The sequence below is a fragment of the Psychrobacter sp. KH172YL61 genome (genome assembly GCF_007182895.1).
In the GTDB taxonomy this organism is placed as follows: Bacteria; Pseudomonadota; Gammaproteobacteria; order Pseudomonadales; family Moraxellaceae; genus Psychrobacter; species Psychrobacter pacificensis.
In genome coordinates this window covers 874,964-901,445 of sequence record NZ_AP019516.1, presented here as the reverse complement: position 1 = coordinate 901,445, position 26,482 = coordinate 874,964, and the positions used below count along the sequence as shown (strand labels likewise).

Genomic DNA, 26,482 nt, shown 5'->3' with positions numbered 1-26,482 from the left:
AACTCCTAATAACACTGTTAATAACGCGCAACTCTGCACCTAACAATGGCATACCTAAGAAAAGAAGAGCATATAAAATACGGTGCAAGCCCTATGCCATATTAACGATCAAACTTTGCAACAAGCACTACTTAAGACGCATACCTATCGATCAAGGCATTAATTTGACTCACACATGAACCGCAGTTAGTCCCTGCTCGGCATGCCTTTCCAACCGCGTGGGCACTCATACACTGCTGCTTGGTAATTGTTTCGATAATAATATTCTCTCCAACAGCCATACATGAACATACTAATGCACCTGGATCAACATACCCTGTCGCTGGACGACCTGCCAGCAACCACTTATAGCGTTGATTCTCTGGTATCGCATCAGTACTGGCAAAGCAATTGTTAAGCCAATGCATACTGGGTAGCTGCGCCACTTGCGGCGCAAAACAAATGCTGAGCAGTAGCTGATCGCTTGGTATGTCAGACTTTGACGTACTAATCGATGCCCGATCTATCACTTTAGTATTTGCCTCTACCTGCGTCGAGACGAAGCGAAGCTGCTTTGCTTGCTTGCTGCAAGTAAAGGCACTATTGATCGATTTATCGGTGAGAGATGCTTGATAAGTATTGATAAAGTGCTGCCAATAATCAGGATCAAGCAGTTTACTGATGACTTTGTCTACAGGACTGGCTAAAGTAATCAAGACGCTATTGGTTTGACGACTTAAACTCCATGTCAATGCGGGTAATGAGTTTGATCTTTCAGAAGCTGTATTTGTATCAGAAGAAGGTATCAGCACTCCTTGATCCTCAGGCTCTTTCTCAAAATCCATTAAAGTCTCACGCAGATGCACTATTATGGTGTCTTGTAGATCAGGATGCACCAAAATCTTGCCATAAGTTTTCATCGGCACAGGCATCACGCTGATTGCAGAATTTTTTAATTCAGGCTGTCCTGAATGCGGATCAACGACTGTTGGGATCAGCGTGCCTACGCGAGCAAAACGAGCAAAGGCGTTGCTCCAATGCATCGGCATAAAGGCATCACCTGCACTCATACTGTCGCTGATAGCAACTTGCGCGAGCACCTGACTGTTTGTAGTGGTGCTCGCGACCGTACGCGGCGGCTGGCTATTTATTGATAAGTTTTTCTCATAGCAGGGACGTAGCTGTACATAATCGCCTTGGTCAACACCGAGCTGCTTGGCATCATTTGGATGCACGGTGAGCGTTGGTACAGACTCGTGTTGGTTGAGCTGCGGTGCAAGTCCTGTGCGCGTCATCGTATGCCATTGATCGCGAAGCCTACCTGTAATCAGCCGTAGATTTAATGCTCCTGAGCTATCCTGATGAAACGTATGACTGCTGTTATTTTTTTTTACTATCAGCGCTTTTCGAGCTCAATCGTTGCGTATGCCTATTGGGTATACTGGCGTGACTGGGAGGCGTAATGGCAATAAATTTCGTTTTGCTAGGTGTAATACGTGCGCCGCCCCACTGAAACGGTGTCATGACATCATATGCGTCGTGACTGAAAGAGAATACGTTTTTATTTTGCTGCTTAAGATGGTTTAGGCTTTCCTCTATCGATGCTATCGCCCCTACCACCATTGGCGAAAGATCTTTTGCTAAATTAAGATGGCGCGGTTGATTGTTTTCTGATACATCTTGGCTGGTATCATTTCTATAAGCTGTCAGAGCGATATGCTCATTAAATATATCCCTAGCATGCTGATAATCAAACCCTGCCAAACCCATGCGTTTAGCGACTTGCGACAGTATCCACCAGTCAGGCTTTGCTTGTCCGAGTGCAGGCATTAACGCCCGCTGGCGCGAGATGCGGCGCTCCGAATTGGTCACTGTGCCTGATTTCTCCCCCCAACCCTGTGCAGGCAAAACAATATCTGCACACTTAACCGTATCGCTGTCGACGGAGCAGTCAGATACAATCACCAAATCACAGGTAGCCAATGCGCGGCGAAACTTATCAGCCTCAGGCAAGCTGACGACAGGGTTGGTCGCCATAATCCAGATGGCTTTGATACGGCCATCTAGTATGGCATCAGCAGCATCGCAAGCTTTTACCCCAACTTCTGCGGCAAGCGGTTGCGGCGCTTGCCAAAAATCAGCCACCAAATGACGATGCTGCTCGTTGTCTAGGTCTAGATGCGCGGCAAGCAGGTTAGCTAATGCACCGACTTCGCGCCCGCCCATCGCATTTGGCTGACCGGTGAGTGAAAACGGACTTGCACCTACTCGGCCCACTCGCCCAGTATACAAGTGAGTATTGATAATGGCATTGACCTTGTCGGTACCACTTGCAGATTGGTTGACACCCATGCTAAATGCCGTGACGGTTTTATCATTTGCAGCAACCAGCGCATAAAACTCCTGTACCAGATCCGCACTGATACCACATGCCGTCGCCACTTTATCAATCGTCCATGTTTTTGCGGCCTCTAAGGCGGGCTTAACATCATGACACTGCTTAAGATAGTCTTTATCACCACAGCCTTCTTGCTCAAGATAATGCAGCAGTCCGTTATATAAGTGCGTATCCGTGCCAACAGCGATGGGTAAATGCAAATCAGCAAATTCACAAGAATCAGTACGACGCGGATCAATCACGATTAGTTTTTTATTAGGATCACGCTTTTTGGCGGCTAAAAACCGTCCGAATAAGATAGGATGACACCACGCCATATTGGAGCCCACCAGCACCAATAAATCACAAGACTCTAAATCTTCATAATTACTAGGCACTAAGTCTGCACCAAAAGCACGCTTATGCCCTGCAACCGCTGAGGACATACAAAGACGCGAATTGGAATCGATATTATTATTACCAATAAAGCCTTTAATGAACTTATTGGCAACGTAGTAATCCTCAGTAAGCAGCTGCCCTGACACATAAAACATTACGCTGTCACGCCCGTGTGTCACGATAGTGTTATTCAAACGACTGGCAATATCATCCAATACTGCCTCCCACGCGGCAGGCTGCGTATCTGTCGGTTGTCCTTTTGCTATTGTTCGCTGTTTGTTTTGATAATAAGGCTGAGTCAACCTGCGTTCAGTGCCCAATGTTTGTGCCAATGCACTGCCTTTTGAGCAGAGTTTCCCGAAGTTTGCTGGATGCTCAGGATCGCCTGTCACGCTGACTACACCTGCCTCATCGATGTTTGCTAGTACGCCGCAGCCTACGCCGCAGTAAGGACAAGTGGTACGAATAGGACTGATCAAATCCTCAGTGTAAGTTGTAATGCGAGAGGACGGTACGACACTGAGGGCTTGATCGTCATTTAAGATGGTGCTGCTCATGAGGCCTCTCCTATTAGGTGTGCGTCACTTGGCACGGCAGATTCGGGCTCAGCTGCTTCTATTTTCTCTACATCGCAATAGGCTTCGCCAAAGATAAGGTCTTCTTTTATCGAGGATATGTCACTGCCATCAGTGATCAGCTGACTATAAAACCCGCTTTCACTCACATCACCGTATAGTACCGTGCCAATAAGTTTGCTTGCTTTAATATAGAGACAAAGATAATGATCGAGGCTCGTTTGCTGATAAACCACGCGCTCTATCTGTGCCATTTCAATATCATCAAAAGCAATCTGACCTGCTGAAAAAGCGGCGATGCCAGATACTTTTAATTTTAAAGATAAAGGCTTGCTGATAAAGGGACGCCAGTGGTTTTTGTATTCGGTTATTCGTGAGTCACTACTAAGTCTCCTACTACTTGAGACGCTCGACTCTTTTAGGACAGAAACCAAAGTATCCACCTGTTGGTTGACAGGGGCTACCATACCGAACAGCTCACCATCCAGTTCTATACACTCACCAATCGCATAGACATGAGGACAGCTCGTATGCATAAAGTTATCTACGAGGATACCTCGGTTAACCTCAAGACCACTTTGCTGGGCCAGTGTCGTATTGGGGATGACGCCAACGGCCATGACAATAAAGTCTGCTGGCAGTGTGCGGCCATCCTTTAACAACAGACCATTAACCTCGTGTTGATCATTGACCGTAATACATTCTGTGTTGGCTAACACCTCCAGCTTGACACTTCGACTGAAGAGCTCTGCTTGTAGCAGATGAGCGGCGGGCATATCAAGCTGTCGGTTGAGAACATGACTATCGACATGAACCACTGTCATATCTGCCCCTTGAGATGCCAAAGCACAAGCGGCTTCCAGACCCAGCACCCCGCCACCAATGACAAGACCCTTTTTGCTTGGCGCGCGTACTCCGTCAATACCTGCACATCAGCAATCTCTCGAAATACATGAACCCCCTTAGCATCATGATTGGCAAAGGGATGACGCGAGCTTGTGAGCCAGTAGCAAGCACCAGCTCGGTATAATCCAGGGTTTGTCCATCACTCAATTTGACACACTGCTGATTGGTTTCGACTGCATCTACCGACGTGCCAGCCAATACCGTGATACCCAATTGCTCATATTCTGCTAGCTCGTATAAATATGTCTCTTCAAAAACCGACTCTCCTGAGAGTACGGGTGACAGCATGATACGGTTGTAGCCCACTTGCGGTTCTTTGCTAATCAGCGTGATGGGTAAATGAGCTGCGCCTTTTTCTTGGCTGCTTTGCTGCTGGGCACGTGCCAGCTCAATGGCAAAACGACTGCCTGCCATCCCAGCGCCTATAATAACGATGCCCGCAGTAGTCTGACGTCTAGAAGAAGCATTGGTAGAGAAAGCAGTATGGTTTGGTTCTGGTGAATCAAGTGACATAGGAAAATCATTCCTTAGCCGCAACACGCAGCGTTGAGTAAAATGGCTTGTCGTACTATTTACGTTTAACAAGGTTTTATGAAAAATAAATCAGCAACGATATGATAATGACAAATTGAATAAAGCAAATGCTGTGCCAAACCAATAAGGGGATGACGTATGATCAGCGGTTCAGGGTCTCTGGTATTGTTACTATTATCGGGATTAAAGTCTTGTAAGAACTCGCCAATCGCTTGATACCTTGCCTGCGTACTAGAGTGTAGTGCACGCATCAACGCTTGCTGGCTGGTAGCGGGCACTCGGTTTTGACGCAGGCGCTCGGCAGGTACGATCAGTGAGGCGGATGGGTTCATCAACTCTTGCGAGCTAAATGGTAGCTCACCTGTAAGTAACTCATAACCAATCACGGCAATGGAAAACAAATCAGAATGCACGCCTTTTGGGGCATCGGTGTAATATTCTGGTGCAGCGTAGTGCAAATCGCCATTAGGAGGACGCGTACTGTCCTTTAGTATGGAGGAGCTAGCAGAGCCAAAGTCGATTAACTTGACCGCACCTGATTGAGTTAATAATATATTTTCAGGCTTGATATCTTGATGCAGTAGGTAGTTTCGATGCATCACACGGACCGCCATGCCGATCTTAGTGAGTAAATCGTAAGTTTGCCAAATATCACAAGGGGCTTGACGATCCATAAAAACTCGTAGGCTCTTCCCTTCGATATATTCCGTTAAATGATATAAATAAGTGCTACTGGCAGGCACTGGGTAGTAGCGCAAAAGCCCCGACGCATTAGACGCATTGAAAGTAGCATTCAGTTTTTAGAGACATCACTGGTTAACAGCGGATCATGGGAGGATACGCTATTGGGGTTCACTTGATTGTAAGCGGGCTCACCAATACGTTTGTGCTTGGACAGGCTCAAACCGATTTTACGTTCCTTTAAAAACTCACGTAGATAATGCCCATCAGCAATGACATTGAGACTTGGCGATTTCAAAACAAATGCATGCTGGTCGTTATCCTCTACTAAATACACCTCACTGCGAGCCGTACGCGCGATGATTTTTTTGACCACAAAATTATCAATCTGTGCCCCTACTGCCAAGCCCGTTGGTAAGCGATAGTGATTGATATCCTGAGCGTGACTACTGTCGCTATCCACACCCTGATCAAGCGCAATGCCGTTATCTGTTTCTCGGTGCGTTTTACTCTTTATGATTTCATCGTTCATACCGAGCATGATTACACTGAGATTATCGTGGCTACCCTCGCTAAAGGCGTGCTCACATAAACGCTGGCTCATCTGAAGATGGTCGATGATTTGATTGGGACATGCCACTGATTGGTGCATGGCCTGTACCGCAGCACACAGCTCAAACTGTAACTCTGCTGGCGTAATTGACTCATAAACCCCATCGGTCATGAGCGCCAAACACTCGTTTTGGTGCAAAGTGAACACAGATTGTTGCAGCTCCACTCGTGTGTCAGCACCGATAGCAGCAGACAGGGCTCCTTTATCCCGTCCGTGGTGGATATGATGGTCTTTGGTCAATAGCACCATACTGTCGATACCGATACGATAGATACGAGAATCGCCCGTATGAAACAGATGAATACGGTCGCCTATGCAGAGCAATCCTGATAAAGTCGATAATAAAGCTGGCAGGCGCTCATACGCTTGCGGGAAATAAAGCGCATCATTGGCTTGGTGCACCGCCTCCTTAATCACGATGGCAACTTGATCGTCATCAAAGCGGTGTAGTAGATTTGGCGATTGCTCTTGAGATTCGTTTGATATCTCATTTGCTTGCACCCTATCTGTCTGTACCATCTCTGCAAGTTTTGAGGTGATATGGTGTGTCACCGTGTTTATCACTGACTGACTGGCTTGTTTGGGAAACTGGCAAGCACTGACTCCATCAGCCATCAGCACCAATAAAGGCGCTGTAAAAGAGGGATGAGCCCCATGAAACGCTGACGATGATAACGATGGAAACCCATAAGGTAGGCAGGTCGTTATGAGTAGGCTATCTTGATTATCAGCTTTGCGTCCTGCCATCGTAAAAAAATCAGGCAGCCACAATGCAACGTCCGCATCATGGCTGCTTACTTGATTTGTTTGTTTAGGCGCTTGTTTGACGCTCTCATGCATAATTTAGCTCACTTGTATTTGAGCAAAGCTGCCATCTGGCATCTCTTCAATGATGACGCCTTCAGGCTCTTTTAATAAAAACAGCGCCAAGAAGCCAACCACAGCCGTTGCAGCAATCACAAAGAAAAACACCTGATACGATACCAGACTTAGTACGGTCAAATAGATCACTGACCCGACGTTACCGTAGGCGCCTGTCATCCCTGCAAACTGCCCGGTCATACTACGTTTAATCAAAGGAATCACAGCAAACACCGCACCCTCACCCGCCTGTACAAAGAAAGAGCAGAACATAGTAATCAACAGCGCAAGCGCGATCGGCCATGAAGAGTCAACGATACCCATCAACAGATAACCAACAGCCAAACCTGCGGTGAGAATCAAAAGAGTGATTTTACGACCGAATTTATCACTCAACCAGCCACCGCCAGGACGCGACATCAGATTCATAAAGGCGTAGCTTGATGCCAAGACACCTGCCATGACAATCGATAAGTTAAAAGTCTCTTGATAAAAAAGCGGCAACATAGATACCACGGCCAACTCTGAGCCAAAAGTCGCAAAGTATAAAATATTCAAAATACCGACTTGCTTAAAGTCATATCGGTGAGCTTTTGGCACAGGTGTGGTAAATACTTCCTTATTAAAACGATAACTACTGATAAATTCATAAACATATAACACCACCAACGCAATATAGACAATGTTGACACTTGCCTGACTCAGCAAACTCACACCAGCTGGTGATAATTTCCACGCCAATAAGCCCAATGCCAAATACATAGGCAGTTTAAATACCATCATGAGCCAGAAGTCACCTGATGAAGTCACCATCATGGCACCAGATTTTTTAGGTTTGAAATATGTGGCGCCCTTAGGGGTATCACGTACCATCTTATAAAAAATCACACTATAGAGCAGCATAACCATCCCTGAGGTAGCCGTTGCATAACGCCAACCTTCCTCACCGCCAAAGACGGCAGCGGCCGCAATAGCGACTGTCGGTAGTAGCAGTGCCGCGGCGGCAGAGCCGAAATTTCCCCAGCCCCATAGATACCTTCAGCTGTACCCAGCTCATTGGCAGGGAACCAGTCACTCATGAGACGAATGCCAACCACAAACCCTGCACCAACAAAACCCAATAAAAAAGCGTGATAGGGCTAGCGTATTGTAGTCTTGTGCAAAAGCGAAGGTGAAACAGGGAATTGCCCCAATGGCTAAAATTGCAGTGTAAACAAGCCGAGGACCAAAGCGATCGGTCAACATGCCAATGATGACCCGAGCTGGGATAGTCAAGGCAACATTTAATATCAATAAAGTTTTTACCTGGTCTTTGGTGAGGTTCAAACTCTCTCCAATCGCAGATAAGAATGGCGCATGGTTAAACCACACAAAAAGGTGAAAAAAAACGCCATCCACCCAAGATGGAGAATTTTGTTTTTACCGCTAAAAGAAAAGATATTCAGGTTGTTTTTATTTGGCACATCAGGTTTCGATAAAGGCATAGACGATTTCCTCAAATGGCTAACATTAAAGTTATAAAAAACACGTTATGAGTCAGGAACTTATCAGTTGCGACCATTAAGAGAGTGCAATGGATGTGCCAGCTGCAAATATAAAATTGACATAGATATAAAACATCATCTTTTTTAATAGGGCTACGCTTTGTACCAGATGGCTCTAAAGGCATCCCAATTAAATAATATTGCTTAGATAAAACTAAGTTACCTCTCGACTAAGTAAAGTAAGCGATGCACCTTTAAAGTGACAATCGAAACCAATTTGGTGCATTTTCGCAACTATTTTGGTGCATAGAATATAAATGATAGTTGCTAAAAAGATTATGTTAAGCAACTACTTATAACAGAAAATAGTATCGCCAAAAGTACTGGCATGACCTTATAAACTGGTAAGGCTACATATTTTTTAACTATATAAGGGTTCGATAATTGAATGTCATTAATTGTGTTTGGCACGATTATTGAGGGCTTAATAGTTATAGGCATCTAAGTATTAACGACTATCTATCATTGAACCATCTAAAAATTAACTTGCGACTTTTGGATGGGACATTAGATGAAAGTATTTAAGCAAACCCATTACTGAGGATAGGCATATGAGTAGCACTATAGTAAGTACGATGAATAAAGCTAAATTAGTGGTGATTGGTAACGGTATGGTGGGACATCACTTTATCGAGCGAGCCATAGAGCAAGGCTTACACGATCAGTTTGAGATTCACGTATTTGCTGAAGAGGATCGCCCAGCTTATGACCGGGTGTATCTATCGAGCTATTTTGAACATAAAGATGTGAGTAAACTAAACTTAGTGGACTTGAGCAGGTATGAGGATGCGCAGATTCAGTTGCATCTCAATCAGCGAATCACAAACATCGATGCCGCCAATCAATGTATCAGCACGGAAGACGGTACCCAGATAGACTATGCTGAATTGGTATTAGCAACAGGCTCCTATCCGTTTGTGCCGCCAATTCCAGGGCGCGAGCATCCGCACTGTCATGTCTATCGTACGATTAAAGATTTGGATGATATTCTCAGTACTGCTGAGAAGCCAAAAGTCAAAAAAGGTGTTGTGGTCGGGGGTGGCCTGCTTGGCCTTGAGGCAGCCAAGGCCCTAGTCACACTAGGATTAGAGACTTACGTAGTCGAGTTTGCGCCTCAGCTGATGGGTGTACAGCTCGATGCTGCTGGCGGTGATATTTTAAAGCGTAAAATTGAAGGCCTTGGCGTCAAAGTACTAACAGGTAAAAATACTAAGGCCATTATCGACAATACCCTATCGGATGAAGCATCGTGTCATTTAACCATGCAGTTCGCTGATGATACCTCATTAGATACCGACATGATCGTCTTTAGTGCGGGTATTCGTCCGCAAGATGGCATTATCAAAAGCAACCCTGAATGCGGTATTGAAATCGGCACCCGTGGCGGTATTCTGATTGATGAAGCCTGCCGTACCAATGCCCCGAATGTATATGCCATTGGAGAGTGCGCCGTATGGGACAACACCGTTTTTGGCTTGGTCGCGCCAGGTTATAGCATGGCCAGTATTTGCGCCGCTCAAATTGCAGGCGATCACGCTCAGACCTTTACAGGCGCTGACATGAGCACCAAGCTCAAATTGATGGGTGTAGATGTGGGCAGTATCGGCGATGCGCACGGTGCAACAGAAAACAGTTTGAGCTATTTATACCAAAACCCTGCTGAGGGTATCTATAAAAAACTGGTAACCACAGCGGATAATAAGCGGCTACTGGGCGCTGTATTGGTAGGTGACACTGAGGATTACAACAATCTCTTGCAGCTATTTCTAAACGATATTGACCTGCCTACCCATCCTGAAAGCCTGATCCTACCCAACGTAGAAAAACCCACCATGGGTATCGAGAACCTGCCCGATAGCGCCACGATTTGCTCTTGTTACAACGTCACCAAAGGTGCTATTTGTGCCGCCGTTGAAGACGGTGCCTATACCATGGCAGAGGTAAAATCATGTACCAGTGCCGGTACAGGCTGTGGTGGCTGTGCGCCCATGGTGAAAGACACATTAGGTTATCAACTAACCGCGCTTGGTTTTGAAGTCAATAATGATCTGTGTGAGCATTTTGCTTACTCGCGTCAGGAGTTGTATAGTTTGATTCGAGTACAAGGCATTAAGACATTTGATGCGCTATTAGATGAGCACGGTAGTGGTCATGGCTGCGAGATTTGCAAACCAACCGTTGCCTCTATTTTGGCCTCTTGCTGGAATGATTATGTACTCAAACCCGAACTCACGCCACTGCAAGACAGCAACGATTACTATCTAGGCAATATTCAAAAGATGGCACTTATTCGGTCGTGCCGCGCGTACCTGGCGGTGAAATCACTGCGGATAAACTCATCATACTCGGACAAGTCGCCAAAGAGTTCAATCTATATACCAAAATCACTGGCGGTCAGCGCGTCGACTTATTTGGCGCACGTTTAGACCAACTGCCCGATATCTGGACACAACTGGTAGATGCTGGATTTGAGACGGGCCATGCTTATGGTAAATCTCTGCGTACAGTGAAATCTTGTGTGGGCAACAACTGGTGTCGCTACGGTGTCGATGACAGTGTGGGTTTAGCACTTAGACTAGAAGACCGCTACAAAGGCGTACGCTCACCACACAAAATAAAAATGGGCGTATCTGGATGTACCCGTGAGTGCGCTGAAGCGCAAAGCAAAGATTTTGGAATTATTGCCACTGAAAAGGCTGGAATCTCTTTGTCTGCGGTAATGGTGGCATGACCCCGCGTCATGGCGAGCTATTCGCAACGGATCTTGATACGGATACAGTTGTCAAATATATCGACCGTATTATCATGTTTTATATCAAGACCGCAGATAAGCTTCAGCGTACATCCAAATGGCGCGAGAGCCTTGAAGGTGGACTTGAGTATCTACAGGCAGTCATTATTGAGGACAGTTTAGGTATCGCTGAGGAGCTAGAGTCACAGATGCAATTACTCATCGACAACTATGTTTGTGAATGGAAAGCCACCATTACTGATAGCGAAAAACTCAAACGTTTCCGTCATTTTGTTAATAGTGAGCAAGGCGATGACAATGTGGTATTCGTCACTGAGCGAGAGCAGATTCGCCCTGCAACCGACATGGAAAAGACGCAAATAAAAGTGACCGAATTGGCGTAATCTTAACGTGTCGGCGTCTATTAATATTAGACGCTAAATAATATTTTTGTTATTGGTCTCATTTATATTTTACTATTAAGGATCTTCTGATGGCTCAGCTCACTGTGTGCAAAATCAATGATATTATTCCCGAAACAGGTGTCTGTGCGCTCGTAAACGGAAAACAAGTGGCTATTTTTTGTACCAAGCAGACACAGTTATTTGCGCTTGATAATTATGATCCGTTCAGTCAAGCCAACGTCTTGTCTAGAGGTCTGATTGGCGGCACGACTATTACCAACGAGGATGGCTCTGCTGAAAATGTGCTATATGTCGCCTCACCTATTTATAAGCAGCGCTTTAATCTTGTCACAGGTCAATGCTTAGATGATGAAAACATTATACTCGACACGTATAAAGTCGAGCTTGAGGGGGAGCGATGTCATCGTAAAATATAACTAGGTATTTGTGTGTCTAGCACATACTACCTTCTAGACTATTTAAGCAGCCTTCGGCTTTAAGAGTCGAAGGCCGTTTTATTCTTCATCAAACCTTTTGTCATTCCCTAATAAATTAATAAAACTGATATCTGCTAGGAAGTTATCGATATTAAACAAGACTAGAAAAGCTATTTGTGACCATTTATAAATAAACACTAAAATGATAATGCACATTTATCACATAGGAGTAAGATATCTTGCTTTATTTTCTACAACCAATAACTGCACAGTAGATGTATAACAAAGTCTAAGCGCTTTTATCATCTTGAGCAATCAGCTTGAGCTCTATGTTGGTCCCCTGTACATACAAAGAAGATCTTGTAGATGCAACCCTCTCATAAAGTTAAGACTTCCTTATCGTATCGAATATTTTAGACCTTCATAATGGAACCACTCATATTATGTCACTGAATGGGTTGTCTCTATTACCGCTTATTTGTATACTTTATTGCTGCCATAGCAGACTTGAACAATATAGTTTTTATCATAAAACCAACTCATAACTCGTACTGCGTCCCGATGCCCCAGATTTTTGCATCATACCCTTCTCTATTAAATCATTAATATCTCTTAGTGCCGTGTCTATAGAACACTTGGTCATGGTCGCCCATTTTTTAGTGGTGAGTTTTTCCTAATAAATGGCCTTGTAATATCCGCACACGACTGACGAATGGCAATAGCTTCTTGTCCGACCATTGCCATTCAGCCCAATTTGATTGCTCATGAATATAAGTAGTATGCTTCATACGTTCCCCAGAGATATGCAGAGATTAGAACAGCAATCTCCTTATATCATGCAGAGAATAAGCAGTAGAAACAATACGTAGAAATTCAAAAACGATAATAGCAGCGTAATAAGAATAGACTCTCAACGAACAAACATAGTTTTTTTGTTCTGAGAAGGGCTTGAGTAGAGGTAAAAACACTATAAAAATATAGTGCCCAAATACGAGTTAGATTTTATTAAACTATAACTTACATCGCGATTATTTAATCACACAATACCTACAGGCTATACATATTAGTACATGTAAAACACCGTCATAATCTGTACTTTGGTCGACCTACCTTGACATGGTAGAGAGTGCTGCCTTTCATTCAAAATTTCAGGCAGCACCCTCATACATTTAAGCGTCGGTATGACCTGGTAGTTTACTAGCCAAAACATCTACTTTTTCAATAGACGGTGGCTCTGAAAATAGCTCATCGGCCTGATCCATCAAAGCAGCTGCAACCTTGCCAGATAAATGTGCTTGGCGACCCGCCTCATCAGGAAATGCATCAAAAATACCAAATGTTGTAGGTCCAAGACGTAGGCCAAACCACGCAACTGTCGCAGGTTCTTCCATTACAATAGGTAAACCGCCTTTAAGGAAAGCTTCCACTTCGTCCTCTTTACCCGGTTTAGCTTCAAGACGGACATATAAAGCTGTTTTAAGCATAACTAAAACTCCATAATTATTAGAATTAAAACTGATTCTGACATTCCTAATATATGCATGTTAGACAGTTTTGTTATATAAAAGTTAAAAAAATTTCCCATAGCTGAGCCAAAATCTGGGTTTTTATTTCGACATAATGCTATTGTTGCAGAATTGCACCATATTCCACATTGTCTTCTAACGCTTTCTCAATCGCTTGCGTCGGACCTTTGATCTTTCTGACGCGTAGAAGAATCTTTTTGTCTTCAACCTCATTAGGCATCAGACCTCCTTATTTCTAGCATTAATACTAATGTACCCCATAGTATAAAAAAGGAATATTTTTTATAAACCTTAAAAATTTAGGTAGTGTTTCAAATGCAGTGATAAAATTATCCCATTGATTACTTGAAATTCGGGTATAGTGATTAACTGTTTCAACTAACTACAAACCTGTTGCACTTGTGTTTTGAATCTACTTTCTATATTTGAAGTGTCAACAAACTCTATACAAAATCTGAGAAATATATGAGTGCAGAAGCCACATCTATCAACCTTCTATCCCCTGTCATACTGCTCACAGCGGCAGTGATTTCAGTCCCCCTTAATCAAGCGCCTAGGATTAAGCTCGGTATTGGGATATTTAATTGCAGGATTAATTATTGGTCCATTTGGATTAGCGTTTTTCTACGATTCTGCGTCCATTCTGCATGTTGCTGAGCTTGGTATTGTGATGTATCTGTTTGTGATTGGACTAGAAATGCGTCCATCGTATTTATAGAGTTTAAGAAAAGAAATTTTTGGATTAGGCACATTACAGATTAGTGCCGGTTCATTGGGGCTAATGGCGGTAGGCTTGGCCTATGGCTATTCTTGGCAGGTGAGTTTTGTATGTGCTGCAGGCTTTGTACTCACCTCGACTGCAATTGTGATGCAACTTTTGGGAGATCGTGGAGACATTGCTCAACCACGAGGACAAAAATTGTCTCGATCCTGCTGTTTGAAGATTTATTGATTGTCCCTTTATTGGCAATTGTCGCTTTTATCGCACCGAATCAAGTTGTTGAAAGTACTTCTGCGCGTTTGCAGAGCATTGGGATTGGTTTAATATCAATTGCAGGTTTAATCGCTGCAGGCTATTGGTTGCTTAACCCTTTATTTCGTTTATTAGCCGCAGCCAAAGCCCGTGAAGTCATGACTGCAGCAGCACTCTTAGTGGTACTCGGCGCAGCATTACTGATGCAAGTTAGTGGCTTATCGATGGCAATGGGGCATTCCTTGCAGGGGTATTACTCTCCGAATCCACTTTTCGCCATGAGATTGAAGCAGATATTGAACCGTTTCGTGGCATATTGCTCGGATTATTTTTTCTAGGTGTCGGCATGTCATTAGACCTTAACGTCATAAAAAATAACTGGGCGTTAATTTTAAGTGCTGTAATTCTGCTGATGTTTGTCAAAGCATCCATCATTTATCTGACTGCACGCCTGGCCGAAAGTTCACACTCTGAAGCACTCGATCGCGCATTACTAATGGCTCAAGGGGGGAGTTTGCTTTTGTACTCTTTGCTGCCGCCTTGAGTGCCCAAATCATTAGTGCTGAGGAAAGCTCAAACCTGACTGCAATTGTAATCTTGTCGATGATTTTGACCCCGATTGTTGGCATTCTGTTTGAACGTTTTATCCAAACTAAAGAACAAACTTCTTTAGAAAATGTCCGTGTTGCTGAAGGACTTTCTGGAAAAGTACTGATGATTGGTTTCGGTCGTTTTGGACAAGTCTCCAGTCAATTATTGCTTGCTCGAGGCATTGATGTGTCCATCATTGATAATGATATCGACATGATTCAAAACGCTGAAAGATTTGGATTTAAAATTTATTATGGCGATGGTTCTCGTTTAGATATTTTACATGCCTCTGGAGCAGATACGGCTGAAGCCATTGTTGTTTGCGTAGACCACAAAGAAACGACGAATAAGATTGTAGAGTTGGTGCAACATGAATTTCCTATGGCCAAGTTACTGGTTCGCTCTTATGACCGTGAGCATGCGCTGCATTTAGTAAAACAAAATGTGGATTACATGATACGCGAAACCTTCGAGTCGGCAATGCTATTTGGCGGTGCAATTTTAGAAGAGCTGGGTGTTGACCAGAGTAATATTGAAGAAATTAGCCAAGAAATCCGAGAACTAGACAAAAACGTTTTGGAACTGAAATTGCAGCAGATGATGTCTATGCTGGTATCGGCTTGCAATATACAGGACCGCGTCCGACTGCACCTTTAATTAAACCAAAGCACACAGGGAAAATTCTAAATGAAGATGGCACTCAACAATAATTTCACGTATTAAACCCAAATAAAAAAGAGGTCTGTGTAGATCTCTTTTTTTTTGGTAAGCATCTGCTGAACCCCACTTCTTTAGTGAGCAGATAATATTTATTATTCATTATTTAGGAATTATTAAATCCTATAAATATCATTTATTGGATTAATTTACTTTGGTATTGTGCATATCATTCCCCAGTTAAAAATAAGGAACAACTATGAGTAAGATGATGAATGCGCTTATCCTAGAAAATTTCGGTGATCATGAATTTAAACGTGTAGAACTCCCTATACCTCAACCAGAGGCTGGGCAAGTTCTAGTACGTATTCATGCCAGTGGTGTAAACCCTATTGATTATAAAATTCGTCTTGGTGAAGCACCATATGCTATGCCAGAGCTTCCTGCCGTGTTAGGCACGGATATGGCTGGAGTTGTAACTGCTGTTGGTGAAGGTGTCACTCACTTCAACGTCGGAGATGAAGTTTACGGTCTGATTGGTGGCGTTCGTGGTCTTCAAGGATCTTTAGCAGAATATGTTGCGGTAGATGCTGATCTGATCGCATTAAAGCCACGGAATATCTCTATGCGCGAGGCAGCAGTACTACCATTGACGTTCCTCACCGCTTGGGAAGGTTTAGTGGATAGTGCGAAGGTCCAACCAGGGCAAACTGTACTTGTTCAAGGTGGTGCTGGTGGCGTTGGTTATATGGCGGTTCAGCTTGCAAAAGCACTTGATGCAAATGTTTGGGCGACTGGTCGTACAGCTGATCAATCACTGATTTCAGAACTCGGTGCAACACCTCTCGATTACACAACAGCATCTTCCGATGACATTATTGCTGCAAGCCCTGAGGGTCAAGGTTTTAACATTGTTTACGACACTGTGGGTGGTCCAGTACTCGAAGCGTCACTTTCCATGACGACTCACTATGGCCACATCACCAGCTGTGCTGCATTTGGCAATCATAATTTAGCGAATTCATCTCTACGGAGTGCCACAGTGTCTGGCGTATTCGTCCTAATGCCGACGTTAACAGGCAATCGCCGTGCTCATCATGGTGATGTCCTTAAGACCGCGACTCGTCTCGTTGAGGAAGGTAAACTGCGTGCTATTGTTGATCCTCGTCATTTTACTCTAGACCAAGCGATTGAGGCTCATGATGCTGTTCAAGATCGCTCTGCCAATATTAAGGTAGTTATCGATGTCATTTAACGCACTTCAGGCCAAGACTTGGCGCTTCAATTGTATTGGAGATACAGATGTTCTGACATTAGAAACACTTCCTGTTGCTTTACCAGCCGCAGGAGAAGTTCTAATACAGATGAAAACGATCGGACTCAACCGAGCTGATGTAATGTTTCGGCGTGGTACTTATATTCAAAAGGCAGTATTCCCTTCTCGTCTGGGATATGAGGGAGCAGGCATAGTTCTTGCGGTAGGTGAAGGTGTACGCCAATTTTCTCCAGGAGATGCAGTATCGATTCTTCCTACTGACAATCTCGCCAAATATGGGACATATGCGGACAAGCTTCTGATTCCAGAAAATTTTTAGTTCACAAACCCGATAGCTTAAGCTGGGAAGAAGCTTCTTCAATCTGGATGCAGTATTTGACGGCTTGGGGTGGTGTAATCCATGCCGGTGGATTATCGAAAGGAAAAACGATCTTGATCACAGCAGCTTCAAGTAGCGTAGGACTGGCTGCGATACAGATAGCTGAAGCAGCGGGTGCTAAGGTCATTGCAAGTACACAGACGATAGAGAAAAAGCAACGTTTGCTGGATCTCGGTGTTAAAGATGTTATAGCCAGTGAAGATGAACCAGATTTGTATGAGGCGCTTGTTTTACGTTTGGGTGGAGAACATCTTGATGTCGCCTTCGATGCTGTAGGAGGGCCACATATCGAACAGATTGCAAAAGCGATGTCTGTGGCAGGAACTATGGTTATGCATGGTGCACTTAGCCCGGAGAATACACCATTTCCCCTTAAAATTGCATTACGCAAGAGCTTAACCATGCGAGGTTTTTTGTTCCTTGAGGTTCTCCATGACCCTGTTCTAAGGGGAGCAAGCCAGACGATTTATTCTGAGCAGTATAGGTGCAGGATATCTTCGTCCAGTGATCGACCGTTGCTTTAACTTTGAGGACATGCATGACGCTCAGCGCTATCTTGAATCAAATCAGCAAATAGGAAAAATTGTAGTTACTCTAGGGCGTGTTGAACATTCGCAAATAGGCACTGCTGATTGCTAAAATTGTTCCAGACAAGGCACAAAGCGACGATAATGCAGATGCCTTAGCGAGATTTGTAACGCAGTATGGGGCAATTTTAGCATCAGCCCCAACGATAAAAGCAGGGGGACAGGACTCTTTTTGCCGCTTCATCGTTAAAAATAAGCGCTTAGAATGACTAAACTTATTATTTTTAACCTCGAATCGCCTAAAAATAGTCGCTGTCAGTGCCATGGTCGAATGTTCTACACGCCCTAGATACATGATGGTCTTATCTGATTTAGGTTTCTATATGGCCCAGCACTTCCACTAAGTAATCAAACAATGCTCGGATTCGCAAAGGTGTCGGGCCCCGCTGTGGACGATATAAATACAGACGCCAAACGGGAGAGGTTTCCTCATGAAGTATATGAATGAGCTTACCACTCCTAAGCCACGGCAAAACTAGAAATCCAGGCATGTGTCCGAATCCAACTCCAGCGAGAATAGCTTGAAATTCAGCTTCTAGATCATCTGTAATAAAACGGGGCTTTGATGGCGTAAAGCTTCGACTTTCGGTGAATGTCCATGGCCAGTAACGCCCTGTTTTATGATCGAATAGTGCTGTTAGAGGGTATTTATCAAGGTCAATAATTTTTTGGGCATTCCAACCTTATCAATTAACTCTGGCGTACCCACAGAATAAAATTTCACTTTAGCCAATTCCCTTGCCACATATCGATTGTCCGGCAAAAATCCAAATCTGATCCCGATATCTATCCGCTCATCGATCACATCCGAGTGTGAGTCTGTTAGCACACAATCCACGACAATATCTGGATAACGTGTGGCAAATTCTGCTAGTGCAGGTACTACCAATTTACGCCCTAACACAGACGACACAGTAAGGCGGACAGTCCCACGCATTTCATCTCGTTTTTCCTTGGTGTCTTTTACAAGCAAAGCATCAATCGATTCCACTGCAAGACGTGCTTGCTTTGCCAGACGCTCACCATCAGCGGTAATTTTAATTTGTCGAGTACTCCTGTAAAACAGAATCTCTCCGCGCTGCTCTTCTAGCTCTTTTATTGCCCGTGTCACTACCTGAGGGGAAATACCCAACTGAGTTGCTGCCTCTTTAAAATTTCGAGACTCTGCTGCGACACAAAAGATACGCATCATTTCTAATTTGTTCTGCATGTCCAAACCTGTGTTATGGTAATTATTCCGTAAATAGGAATTCTGAAAGATAATATTATTCATTTATTATACCTAACAAGGCTGCAATACTTAACCCTCCAATATAATTGACAGATAGGTTAAAGGTTACTTGTATGAATAATATAGAAAATAAAGTTATTGTTATCACTGGTGCAAGTAGTGGTTTAGGTGAAGCTACTGCTCGCTTACTTGCTAAAAAAAGGTGCAAAGGTTGTCATTGGTGCTAGACGTACTGAAAAATTAGAGGCTATTGTTCAAGACATTCGTGCTGAAGGTGGTCAAGCTGAATTTATTGGTGTGGATGTAACCAAGCCAAATGAAGTGCAAGCACTTATTGAAAAGGCATTAAGCGCATTTGGTCAAATCGATGTATTGGTAAACAATGCTGGATTGATGTCTATTGCACCATTAAGTGAGTTAAAAGTTGATGAATGGGATCGTATGATCGACATTAATATTAAAGGTGTTCTTTATGGTATAGCAGCTACCCTACCTGTTTTCCAAAAACAAAACTTTGGACACTTTATTAACCTCTCATCTGTTGCAGGGGTAAAAGTATTTAGTCCAGGAGGTACTGTTTATAGCGGTACTAAGTTTGCTGTAAGAGCCATCTCAGAAGGCCTTCGTCATGAAGTTGGAGAAACAATTAGAACGACTACTATTGAGCCTGGTGCAATTGAGTCAGAACTAAAATTCGGTTCTTCTCATAAAGAGAGTTCAGAGTTTGTTACTGATTTCTACAAACAAGCCATACCATCTGACTCAGTCGCTCGAGCAATTGCTTATGCAATTGAACAGCCTGCGGATGTAGATATTAATGAGATTGTTTTGCGCCCAACGAGCCAAGAGTTTTAATGATTGAATAACATAAAATGGGAGCACTTCGCTCCCATTTTTACCTATTTTTTAAAGCTGAGGACAAATCTATGAAAGCCGTATCTTATGTTATAAACAACCATGATGATTTTAAAAATTCATTGGTAGATATTGAAAAAGCGAAGCCTACGCTTAAAGAGCGTGATGTACTGGTAAAAGTTCAGACAATCTCTGTGAATCCAGTTGATACCAAAGTGAGAAAAAATTCGTCTGAAGCAAATAATCGTATTTTAGGTTGGGGATGCCGTTGGGGAAATTATTGAAGTTGGCTCAAAAGTTACCTCGTTTAAAGTAGGAGATTCTGTTTGGTATGCTGGCGATTTAACCCGAGATGGTAGTAATGCTGAGTATCAAGCAGTCGATGAACGAATTATCAGTCTTAAACCAACTACAGTATCTAATGCAGAAGCAGCAGCATTGCCATTAACTGCCATAACGGCGTGGGAAATGCTGTTTGATCGGCTTCAAATTTCAGAAACAGAAGTTGGCAGTATTTTAATTATTGGTGGTGCAGGCGGTGTAGGATCAATCGCTATCCAACTCCTAAAAGCAAAAACAAATCTAACTGTTATAGCAACAGCGTCACGTGAAGAAACGAAATCTTGGGTGGAATCACTTGGTGCCGACCATGTCATTGATCATAGCAAAGATTTAAATGCACAAATCGAGACACTAGGCATTGCAAAACCAAAATACGTATTCTCTACAAATCATACAGAAACCTATATCGAGCAAATAGTTTCTCTGATTGCACCACAAGGCAAGCTTGGATTGATCGATGATCCACAAACCTTTGATATTATGCCGTTTAAGACTAAATCTATTTCTATCCATTGGGAGTTGATGTTCACCCGTTCAATGTATGAAACCGATGATATTGAAAAGCAAGGTGATCTTGTAACTATCCCCTAAAATAACACAGCTCAAACGTAGAATTTCTTATAAAATACCCATAAGGAGTTTTGATATGAGCAAACGAATGACTGAGACCCAAATAGTATCCATTTTAAAAGAAGCAGAAGCTGGAATACCTGCTAAAGAGCTGTGCCGTAAATACGGGATTGCTAGCTCGACTTTCTATAAATGGCGCTCCAAGTACGGTGGTATGGAAGCTTCTGATGTTAAGCGATTAAAAGAGCTTGAAGAAGAAAACCGTAGGCTCAAACAGATGTATGCTGATTTAAGCCTCAAAGCGCAAATGCAGGAAGAGATCATAAAAGCTATAGCGCCTGTACCCGAGCGCAAAGTCTGGGCGCAAGAATTACAGGCGCAGTATGATGTCAGCATTGCAGTGAGTTGTCAGGTGGTCTGCATGAGTCGAACCGCTTACTACTATAAGCCTAAGCTATTTGATGATAGTGAGATTGTTGATGTCTTAAATGAGCTTACTGACAAGCACAATCGCTGGGGCTTTCCAAAGTGCTTTAAACGTATACGTAAGCTTGGCTATTCATGGAATCATAAGCGCGTACATCGAGTTTATACAGCGTTAAACTTAAACCTACGCCGCAAGTCTAAAAAACGCTTACCAACACGTAACCCTCAGCCGCTAAGTGTGCCAAATGCATTGGGGCATACATGGTCAATGGACTTCATGAGCGACAGACTACACAACAATATTCGCTTTCGAACCTTTAATGTGATTGATGATTATAACCGTGAGGTATTAGGCATTGATATTGGTACCAGTATTCCCTCACTCCGAGTGATTCGCTACCTTGATCAGCTGGCTGAGTGGCATGGTTATCCTAAGCAAATTCGTGTGGATAACGGCAGTGAGTTTACATCCAGGGTATTCACTGATTGGGCATCAGCTCATGGCATCTATATTGATTATATCGAGCCTGGCTGTCCTTATCAGAACGCTTATATTGAACGGTTTAATCGCAGTTATCGCAATGAGGTTTTAGATTGCTACCTTTTCAACAATTTAAACGAGGTCAATATGCTGACTGAAGACTGGATCAAGGTTTATAACAACGAAAGACCCCATGATTCACTTAATGATATGACACCTGCTGAGTACAGGCAGGTGGCTTAATAATTCTACGATGATGTTGTGTTAAGAATGGGGTATTTACAATCTATTGCAACAGGTTGCCCAATTGGTTGACCAGCAAAAATTAGAAGTACGCTTAACCAAAATCTAGGCAATATTAACGCTGCAAACTTGGAAAAAGCACATAAGTTACTTGAATCAGGCAAGTCAAAAGGCAAAATTGTACTAGAAAACTTCTAAAACAAATTCAAGGTGAAATGATGACTATTTCAATAATTGCGAACTTTAAGGCAAAATCAGATCAAAAGAGACGTTAGAAGCACTTTTAAAAAGTGTAATAGAGCCTACGCTTCAAGAAGAAGGGTGCTTGAAATATGAGCTTTATATTAGCGAAAATGACTCGAGTAGATATTTTTCTTAGAAGAATGGCGTAGCAGGGAGGATTTAGATATCCATATGGCCACTGATTATATTCAAAGTTTATTTAGTAATATCCAATCGCTCATTGAATCAAGTGATATTGTAGAAATCAAAAATATAGCTGTATAGTCAATCCACTATAAAAGCGTTACAGCGTTAACCTTGCTTGAAGTATGACAGATACATCTGCACTCGGCTGCCTTGTACCACTCTCAAATTGGATTAACTATATTTGGACATTATGATGAAGTATTCTTCAAATTAACATAGAAACTTAGAAAGCTAACAAAAAATGGGAGCTATAAGCTCCTATTTTTTGAGTGAAACGCCCCGACTATATCGGAGAGGGATTGCTTGAGTCAGTCAGCTTTGTCTGACTCACTAAGACTATCATAGTATCGTCTCTCAAACTAAAAGGCGACACATAACCCATTTTACTATGCAAACGGGTTTTGTTAAACCAATCGACCCATTCAAGGGTTGCCAGTTCAACATCGTTCCCACCAGTCCAGTTTTGCTTTAAATAATGAATCACCTCGGTTTTATACAGCCCGTTAACCTTTTCAGCCAACGCATTGTCGTATGAATCACCTTTGGTACCAACAGAGGCAATGACGCCAGAATCCGTCATCCTAGAAGTATAGAGAATGGATAAGTACTGAGTCCCGCGATCACTATGATGAATGATATCTTTGGGATGGTTTCTATCTGCTATTGCTTGGTTCAATGCCGCCATTACCATATCAGTATTCATACGATTAGAGACTTTCCAGCCCACAATAGCGCGGGCAAACACATCAATGATAAAGGCGGTATAGACCCAGCCGCACGTTGTTTTGATATAAGTAAAGTCAGCAACCCACAACTAGTTAAGACGATAAGCGCTAAAGTTGCGATTGACTAAGTCATCAGCGCGCTTTTGGTCGTCAAGGCTGTTGTTGGTAATCTTGCCTTGCCACGCCAAACGCCTTGTAGGCCATACTGCTTCATTAATCGCTCTACGGTACACCGAGCAACCTTTAACTCGTCAGCTTTCATCTGCTGCCAGACTTTACACGCACCGTAACGGCATTTGCTGTCCTGCCAAATACGTTTAGTCTCATTAAGGTAGAAATCGTCATGCTGACTACGCAGTGAGCGTTTTTCAGGGTAGCTCTCCAAGTCTTTAGCACGCTAATAGATAGGTTTGTCTGCGTCCACCGATACTACTGCTGACATATAAAAGGGAAACCAGCTCGATGCTGGCATAACGGACAAGCCATGCTGCGCCAATAGGATCTGAGATAGGGGTATTCATTATGTGTGGCTCAATCGATTATAGATAAGCCATTTTGCGTAAAAACAATTATGAATGCAATATAATGATTATTATCACGCCTTACTGCATTAAAACGATTTTTATATGACGTTGTGATGCCTTTAGATAAAGCCCAAAGGTCACGTTGAGTCGATATTTAAAACACCTCAGCTATTAACCTGCTTTAAGACACGATAAACGGTAGCTACGCCAACACCAACCGCCTTAGCGATCTCTTCTTTGTCATATTGTTTTGACTGGCCAATGCTTTAATACGATTGTGTTTTGCGGTATTGGCTTTCTTACCAGTGGGTTTATAGCCACTGTTGGCCAATCCTTGTTTAATGCGCTCTCTACGCTTGTCATTATCAAGCTTTGCCATGGTCGCTAATAAATCGATCAGCATATCGTTAATCACTTTTAGGATCTCACCTGTCATACCGTCACTCATCGTATGAGTGGTTGGTAGATCAGCCACCACCAATCGTAAACCCTTATCTTTAATACGCTGCTTTAGAATCGCAAAATCATCTTGAGATAGCCTGCTTAACCTATCCACGCTTTCAACCAATAAAATATCGCCTTGCTCGGCGTCCTTTAGCAACTTAGCTAATACTGGTCTATCGAGCTTTGTACCACTGAAGTGCTCAACGTAATCAACATAGCTATCACCATAGCGGCTACTGAAGGCAACCAAATCTATTAATGCTCTGGTCGCGTCTTGGTCCTTAGTGCTGGCTCTCACATAAATACGAACGGACATAATGCCCCTCTATTACTTAGACTTAATAATTGATGTTCATTGATAATAGCAAGATATTACTATCATTTAATATCAAAAAGTCAAATGATAGATAGGTTATCGTTTAGAGGTTTTATGTTTTGGGTGTAGTGCAATGGGAAGATAGAACTAAGACAATTAAAGAGCTGACTAAAGAACTCCAAAGTTTTGGGGATCAAAACTTGATTGTTATGATAACTAATGATGAAGGTGAAACATTTAACTCGGTAAAGTTGGTTAGCAAAGGGTTTGTAGCTAATAAAGATGATCCCGATAAATATAAGAAAGTTTATTTTGCTTTACACTTCTAAGCTTTAAGACCATCTAAGACAGTTAGTTAGTTTTTTTAATCCCTAAACCCATGAAAATCGGTTGGGGGATGATTTTTTTGCCGTGTGCAGAGAAAAGCAAGTCAAAGATTTTTTTACTAGCTGCTTTAGCGATAACCATTATTTAAGACAATCTCGCTAAAGCAGCTATGACCTAACCTTTAAATGTTAAAAGTAAAGGGTAAATTTGAAAAATTAAGGAGTTAAAATGACTTTACGACATTCTTCTTCACGCTTTTCGAAAATTTCATAACCTTTAGCAGCGTCAGACAAATTCATACGGTGAGTAATAATAGCTTCAGGTGATAAATCACCATTTTCAATATACTCTAATAATTGTGGTAAATACTTATGTACATGGGTTTGGCCCATTTTGAAAGTAAGCCCTTTATCAAAAGCGTCACCAAATAAGAAACCATGAATGGGTCCTGCATACACACCAGGAACACTAACGACCCCGCCACGACGCACAGCTGCAATACATTGACGTAAAGCTGCACCACTTGACCCTTCAATTTTCAAATTGGTCATTATTGTTTCTAGCATACTGCCCTTGGCTTCAAAGCCAATCGCATCAATAACGCCGTCAACGCCGCGATGTCCTTTGGTCTGTTCAATGATGAATTCAGCAGCATCTACCTTATCGAAATTAACCGGAATAGCCCCGTACGTATCTTTGGCATACTGCAAACGATAGTCATTATGATCTACCACGAAGATCTGCTCAGCGCCTAACATTTTGGCACAAGCGGCTGATAACAACCCCACAGGACCCGCACCATAAATAGCTACGGTTGAACCTTTAGTAATATTGGCATTAGTCACGGCCTGCCAAGCAGTTGGTAAAATATCTGATAAAAATAAAACCTTCTCATCTGACAGTGAGCCATTTACTTTGAACGGATTAAAATTACCTTTAGGAACCCGTACAAATTCTGCTTGTCCACCAGGAATCCCACCATATAAATGGCTAAAACCAAATAAAGCAGCCGGTGGCGGAATTATTTTTTTATTAATAGCAGCGCCTGGGCCTGTATTTGTAGTCTCACAAGCGGACATTAGGTCATGCTGACAGAAAAAGCAGTTACCACATGCAATAACAAAAGGAATAACAACTCTATCGCCTTTTTTAACAGCAGTGACTTCAGAGCCTACTTCTTCAACCACACCCATAAACTCATGACCGAAGATATCGCCTTCCTCGGTTGCAGGCATTTTGCCACGATATAAGTGTAAATCTGAGCCACAAATTGCAGTTGCAGTCACACGTAAAATAACATCATCTTTTTCTTGCAGTTTAGGTTCTGGGACATTGTCCACTCGCACATCTTTAGCACCGTGGTAAGTTAAAGCACGCATAATTTCTCCAGTTAAGTAAAGCTTGCAAAATCTCGATAAACAATAATCTGTGATAATACAAAGTGAAAGTCATTAGAATCAATGGTTTATGTTATATAAGTTAAGTATTGCTCAATTATATTAGCACCTTAAAAAAAAAGATTTATAATCAACGTGTGTT

At 42.8% G+C, this 26,482-nt stretch carries 16 protein-coding genes and 12 pseudogenes; 13 read left to right on the top strand and 15 right to left on the bottom strand.

The window, feature by feature from the left end; all coding sequences use genetic code 11:
• Positions 1-131: 131 nt before the first annotated feature.
• The 7 genes and pseudogenes from PKHYL_RS18560 to PKHYL_RS04720 all read right to left on the bottom strand — a co-directional run bounded on the left by PKHYL_RS18560 (position 132) and on the right by PKHYL_RS04720 (position 8,296).
• Positions 132-3,312 (bottom strand): annotated as a pseudogene (locus PKHYL_RS18560) (molybdopterin-dependent oxidoreductase).
• On the bottom strand, positions 3,309-4,202 hold the full coding sequence (locus tag PKHYL_RS17200) for an NAD(P)/FAD-dependent oxidoreductase (RefSeq protein ID WP_269778254.1): 894 nt from the start codon (positions 4,200-4,202) through the stop codon (positions 3,309-3,311). Before PKHYL_RS17200 ends, PKHYL_RS18560 begins: the two are co-directional and overlap by 4 nt.
• Before the next feature lie 46 nt (positions 4,203-4,248).
• Positions 4,249-4,749, bottom strand: coding sequence for an FAD-dependent oxidoreductase (locus PKHYL_RS17195; protein ID WP_269778253.1), 501 nt, complete (start codon positions 4,747-4,749; stop codon positions 4,249-4,251).
• A 65-nt stretch (positions 4,750-4,814) separates the two neighbouring features.
• Entirely contained in the window at positions 4,815-5,528 is a 714-nt protein-coding gene (locus PKHYL_RS04735; protein WP_240366115.1) for a serine/threonine protein kinase, read from the bottom strand.
• Between the two features lie 35 nt (positions 5,529-5,563).
• On the bottom strand, positions 5,564-6,904 hold the full coding sequence (locus PKHYL_RS04730; RefSeq protein WP_240366114.1) for a PP2C family protein-serine/threonine phosphatase: 1,341 nt from the start codon (positions 6,902-6,904) through the stop codon (positions 5,564-5,566).
• A gap of 3 nt (positions 6,905-6,907) precedes the next feature.
• Entirely contained in the window at positions 6,908-7,828 is a 921-nt protein-coding gene (locus tag PKHYL_RS04725) for an MFS transporter (RefSeq protein ID WP_240366113.1), read from the bottom strand.
• 168 nt (positions 7,829-7,996) lie between these two features.
• On the bottom strand, positions 7,997-8,296 hold the full coding sequence (locus PKHYL_RS04720) for an MFS transporter (RefSeq protein ID WP_240366494.1): 300 nt from the start codon (positions 8,294-8,296) through the stop codon (positions 7,997-7,999).
• Between the two features lie 724 nt (positions 8,297-9,020).
• On the opposite strand from PKHYL_RS04720, the pseudogene nirB reads away from it, so the two are divergent.
• A pseudogene (gene nirB, locus PKHYL_RS04715) lies at positions 9,021-11,604 on the top strand (nitrite reductase large subunit NirB).
• Positions 11,605-11,693: 89 nt separating this feature from the next.
• Positions 11,694-12,041, top strand: a complete 348-nt coding sequence (nirD, locus tag PKHYL_RS04710; RefSeq protein ID WP_240366112.1) for a nitrite reductase small subunit NirD — start codon at positions 11,694-11,696, stop codon at positions 12,039-12,041.
• 656 nt (positions 12,042-12,697) lie between these two features.
• Here the strand turns inward: nirD and PKHYL_RS18555 are convergent.
• The 3 genes and pseudogenes from PKHYL_RS18555 to PKHYL_RS04700 all read right to left on the bottom strand — a co-directional run.
• A complete protein-coding gene (locus PKHYL_RS18555) occupies positions 12,698-12,829 on the bottom strand; it encodes a DUF4172 domain-containing protein (protein ID WP_442966117.1) in 132 nt (43 codons plus the stop codon).
• A 381-nt stretch (positions 12,830-13,210) separates the two neighbouring features.
• A complete protein-coding gene (locus PKHYL_RS04705; protein WP_058024906.1) occupies positions 13,211-13,525 on the bottom strand; it encodes a putative quinol monooxygenase in 315 nt (104 codons plus the stop codon).
• 142 nt (positions 13,526-13,667) lie between these two features.
• Positions 13,668-13,787 (bottom strand): annotated as a pseudogene (locus PKHYL_RS04700) (metal-sensing transcriptional repressor); the annotation flags it as partial.
• A 351-nt stretch (positions 13,788-14,138) separates the two neighbouring features.
• Between PKHYL_RS04700 and PKHYL_RS04695 the strand changes: the two are divergent.
• From PKHYL_RS04695 to PKHYL_RS04670, 5 genes and pseudogenes are all read left to right on the top strand, one after another.
• On the top strand, positions 14,139-14,285 hold the full coding sequence (locus tag PKHYL_RS04695; RefSeq protein ID WP_240366111.1) for a cation:proton antiporter domain-containing protein: 147 nt from the start codon (positions 14,139-14,141) through the stop codon (positions 14,283-14,285).
• Positions 14,286-14,395: 110 nt separating this feature from the next.
• Positions 14,396-15,084, top strand: a pseudogene (locus PKHYL_RS18550) (cation:proton antiporter domain-containing protein).
• Positions 15,081-15,788, top strand: coding sequence for an NAD-binding protein (locus PKHYL_RS04680; protein ID WP_240366109.1), 708 nt, complete (start codon positions 15,081-15,083; stop codon positions 15,786-15,788). The pseudogene PKHYL_RS18550 and the gene PKHYL_RS04680 overlap by 4 nt, the downstream one beginning before the upstream one ends.
• A 259-nt stretch (positions 15,789-16,047) precedes the next feature.
• Positions 16,048-17,043, top strand: coding sequence for a zinc-dependent alcohol dehydrogenase family protein (locus PKHYL_RS04675; RefSeq protein WP_240366108.1), 996 nt, complete (start codon positions 16,048-16,050; stop codon positions 17,041-17,043).
• A pseudogene (locus PKHYL_RS04670) lies at positions 17,033-18,082 on the top strand (zinc-dependent alcohol dehydrogenase family protein). The gene PKHYL_RS04675 and the pseudogene PKHYL_RS04670 overlap by 11 nt, the downstream one beginning before the upstream one ends.
• A gap of 259 nt (positions 18,083-18,341) precedes the next feature.
• On the opposite strand, the pseudogene PKHYL_RS04665 reads toward PKHYL_RS04670, so the two are convergent.
• Positions 18,342-19,240 (bottom strand): annotated as a pseudogene (locus PKHYL_RS04665) (LysR family transcriptional regulator).
• A 134-nt stretch (positions 19,241-19,374) separates the two neighbouring features.
• Here PKHYL_RS04665 and PKHYL_RS04660 point away from each other — a divergent pair.
• The 5 genes and pseudogenes from PKHYL_RS04660 to PKHYL_RS04640 all read left to right on the top strand — a co-directional run bounded on the left by PKHYL_RS04660 (position 19,375) and on the right by PKHYL_RS04640 (position 22,685).
• Positions 19,375-20,116: pseudogene (locus PKHYL_RS04660) on the top strand (SDR family oxidoreductase).
• 71 nt (positions 20,117-20,187) lie between these two features.
• A pseudogene (locus tag PKHYL_RS04655) lies at positions 20,188-21,037 on the top strand (zinc-binding alcohol dehydrogenase family protein); the annotation flags it as partial.
• A 67-nt stretch (positions 21,038-21,104) separates the two neighbouring features.
• Positions 21,105-22,178 (top strand): IS3 family transposase, encoded by a 1,074-nt coding sequence (locus tag PKHYL_RS04650; RefSeq protein WP_240365295.1) that lies wholly within the window; start codon positions 21,105-21,107, stop codon positions 22,176-22,178.
• 40 nt (positions 22,179-22,218) lie between these two features.
• Positions 22,219-22,376: pseudogene (locus PKHYL_RS04645) on the top strand (zinc-binding dehydrogenase); the annotation flags it as partial.
• 20 nt (positions 22,377-22,396) lie between these two features.
• Positions 22,397-22,685, top strand: a pseudogene (locus PKHYL_RS04640) (putative quinol monooxygenase).
• 230 nt (positions 22,686-22,915) lie between these two features.
• Here PKHYL_RS04640 and PKHYL_RS04635 read toward each other — a convergent pair.
• The 3 genes and pseudogenes from PKHYL_RS04635 to PKHYL_RS04630 all read right to left on the bottom strand — a co-directional run.
• A pseudogene (locus tag PKHYL_RS04635) lies at positions 22,916-23,729 on the bottom strand (IS3 family transposase); the annotation flags it as partial.
• Positions 23,722-23,853, bottom strand: a complete 132-nt coding sequence (locus PKHYL_RS17190) for a hypothetical protein (protein WP_267448022.1) — start codon at positions 23,851-23,853, stop codon at positions 23,722-23,724. The gene PKHYL_RS17190 and the pseudogene PKHYL_RS04635, both read right to left, overlap by 8 nt.
• 167 nt (positions 23,854-24,020) lie before the next feature.
• Positions 24,021-24,616: pseudogene (locus PKHYL_RS04630) on the bottom strand (recombinase family protein).
• Positions 24,617-24,744: 128 nt separating this feature from the next.
• On the opposite strand from PKHYL_RS04630, the gene PKHYL_RS04625 reads away from it, so the two are divergent.
• Positions 24,745-24,945, top strand: coding sequence for a hypothetical protein (locus PKHYL_RS04625; RefSeq protein ID WP_222436693.1), 201 nt, complete (start codon positions 24,745-24,747; stop codon positions 24,943-24,945).
• Positions 24,946-25,158: 213 nt separating this feature from the next.
• On the opposite strand, the gene PKHYL_RS04620 is transcribed toward PKHYL_RS04625, so the two are convergent.
• Positions 25,159-26,322: a zinc-dependent alcohol dehydrogenase gene (locus tag PKHYL_RS04620; protein WP_025645663.1), complete on the bottom strand. Its 1,164-nt coding sequence runs from the start codon at positions 26,320-26,322 to the stop codon at positions 25,159-25,161.
• Positions 26,323-26,482 lie beyond the last annotated feature (160 nt).

Excerpts from the sequence above, each read along its gene's own strand:
- PKHYL_RS17195 (WP_269778253.1), bottom strand. The coding sequence starts at position 4,749 with ATGTCACTTGATTCACCAGAACCAAACCATACTGCTTTCTCTACCAAT.
- PKHYL_RS04725 (WP_240366113.1), bottom strand. The coding sequence starts at position 7,828 with ATGCTGCTCTATAGTGTGATTTTTTATAAGATGGTACGTGATACCCCT.
- PKHYL_RS04620 (WP_025645663.1), bottom strand. The coding sequence starts at position 26,322 with ATGCGTGCTTTAACTTACCACGGTGCTAAAGATGTGCGAGTGGACAAT.
- PKHYL_RS04650 (WP_240365295.1), top strand. The coding sequence starts at position 21,105 with ATGAGCAAACGAATGACTGAGACCCAAATAGTATCCATTTTAAAAGAA.
- PKHYL_RS04730 (WP_240366114.1), bottom strand. The coding sequence starts at position 6,904 with ATGCATGAGAGCGTCAAACAAGCGCCTAAACAAACAAATCAAGTAAGC.
- PKHYL_RS04705 (WP_058024906.1), bottom strand. The coding sequence starts at position 13,525 with ATGCTTAAAACAGCTTTATATGTCCGTCTTGAAGCTAAACCGGGTAAA.
- nirD (WP_240366112.1), top strand. The coding sequence starts at position 11,694 with ATGGCTCAGCTCACTGTGTGCAAAATCAATGATATTATTCCCGAAACA.
- PKHYL_RS17190 (WP_267448022.1), bottom strand. The coding sequence starts at position 23,853 with ATGAATACCCCTATCTCAGATCCTATTGGCGCAGCATGGCTTGTCCGT.
- PKHYL_RS18555 (WP_442966117.1), bottom strand. The coding sequence starts at position 12,829 with ATGAAGCATACTACTTATATTCATGAGCAATCAAATTGGGCTGAATGG.
- PKHYL_RS04675 (WP_240366108.1), top strand. The coding sequence starts at position 16,048 with ATGAGTAAGATGATGAATGCGCTTATCCTAGAAAATTTCGGTGATCAT.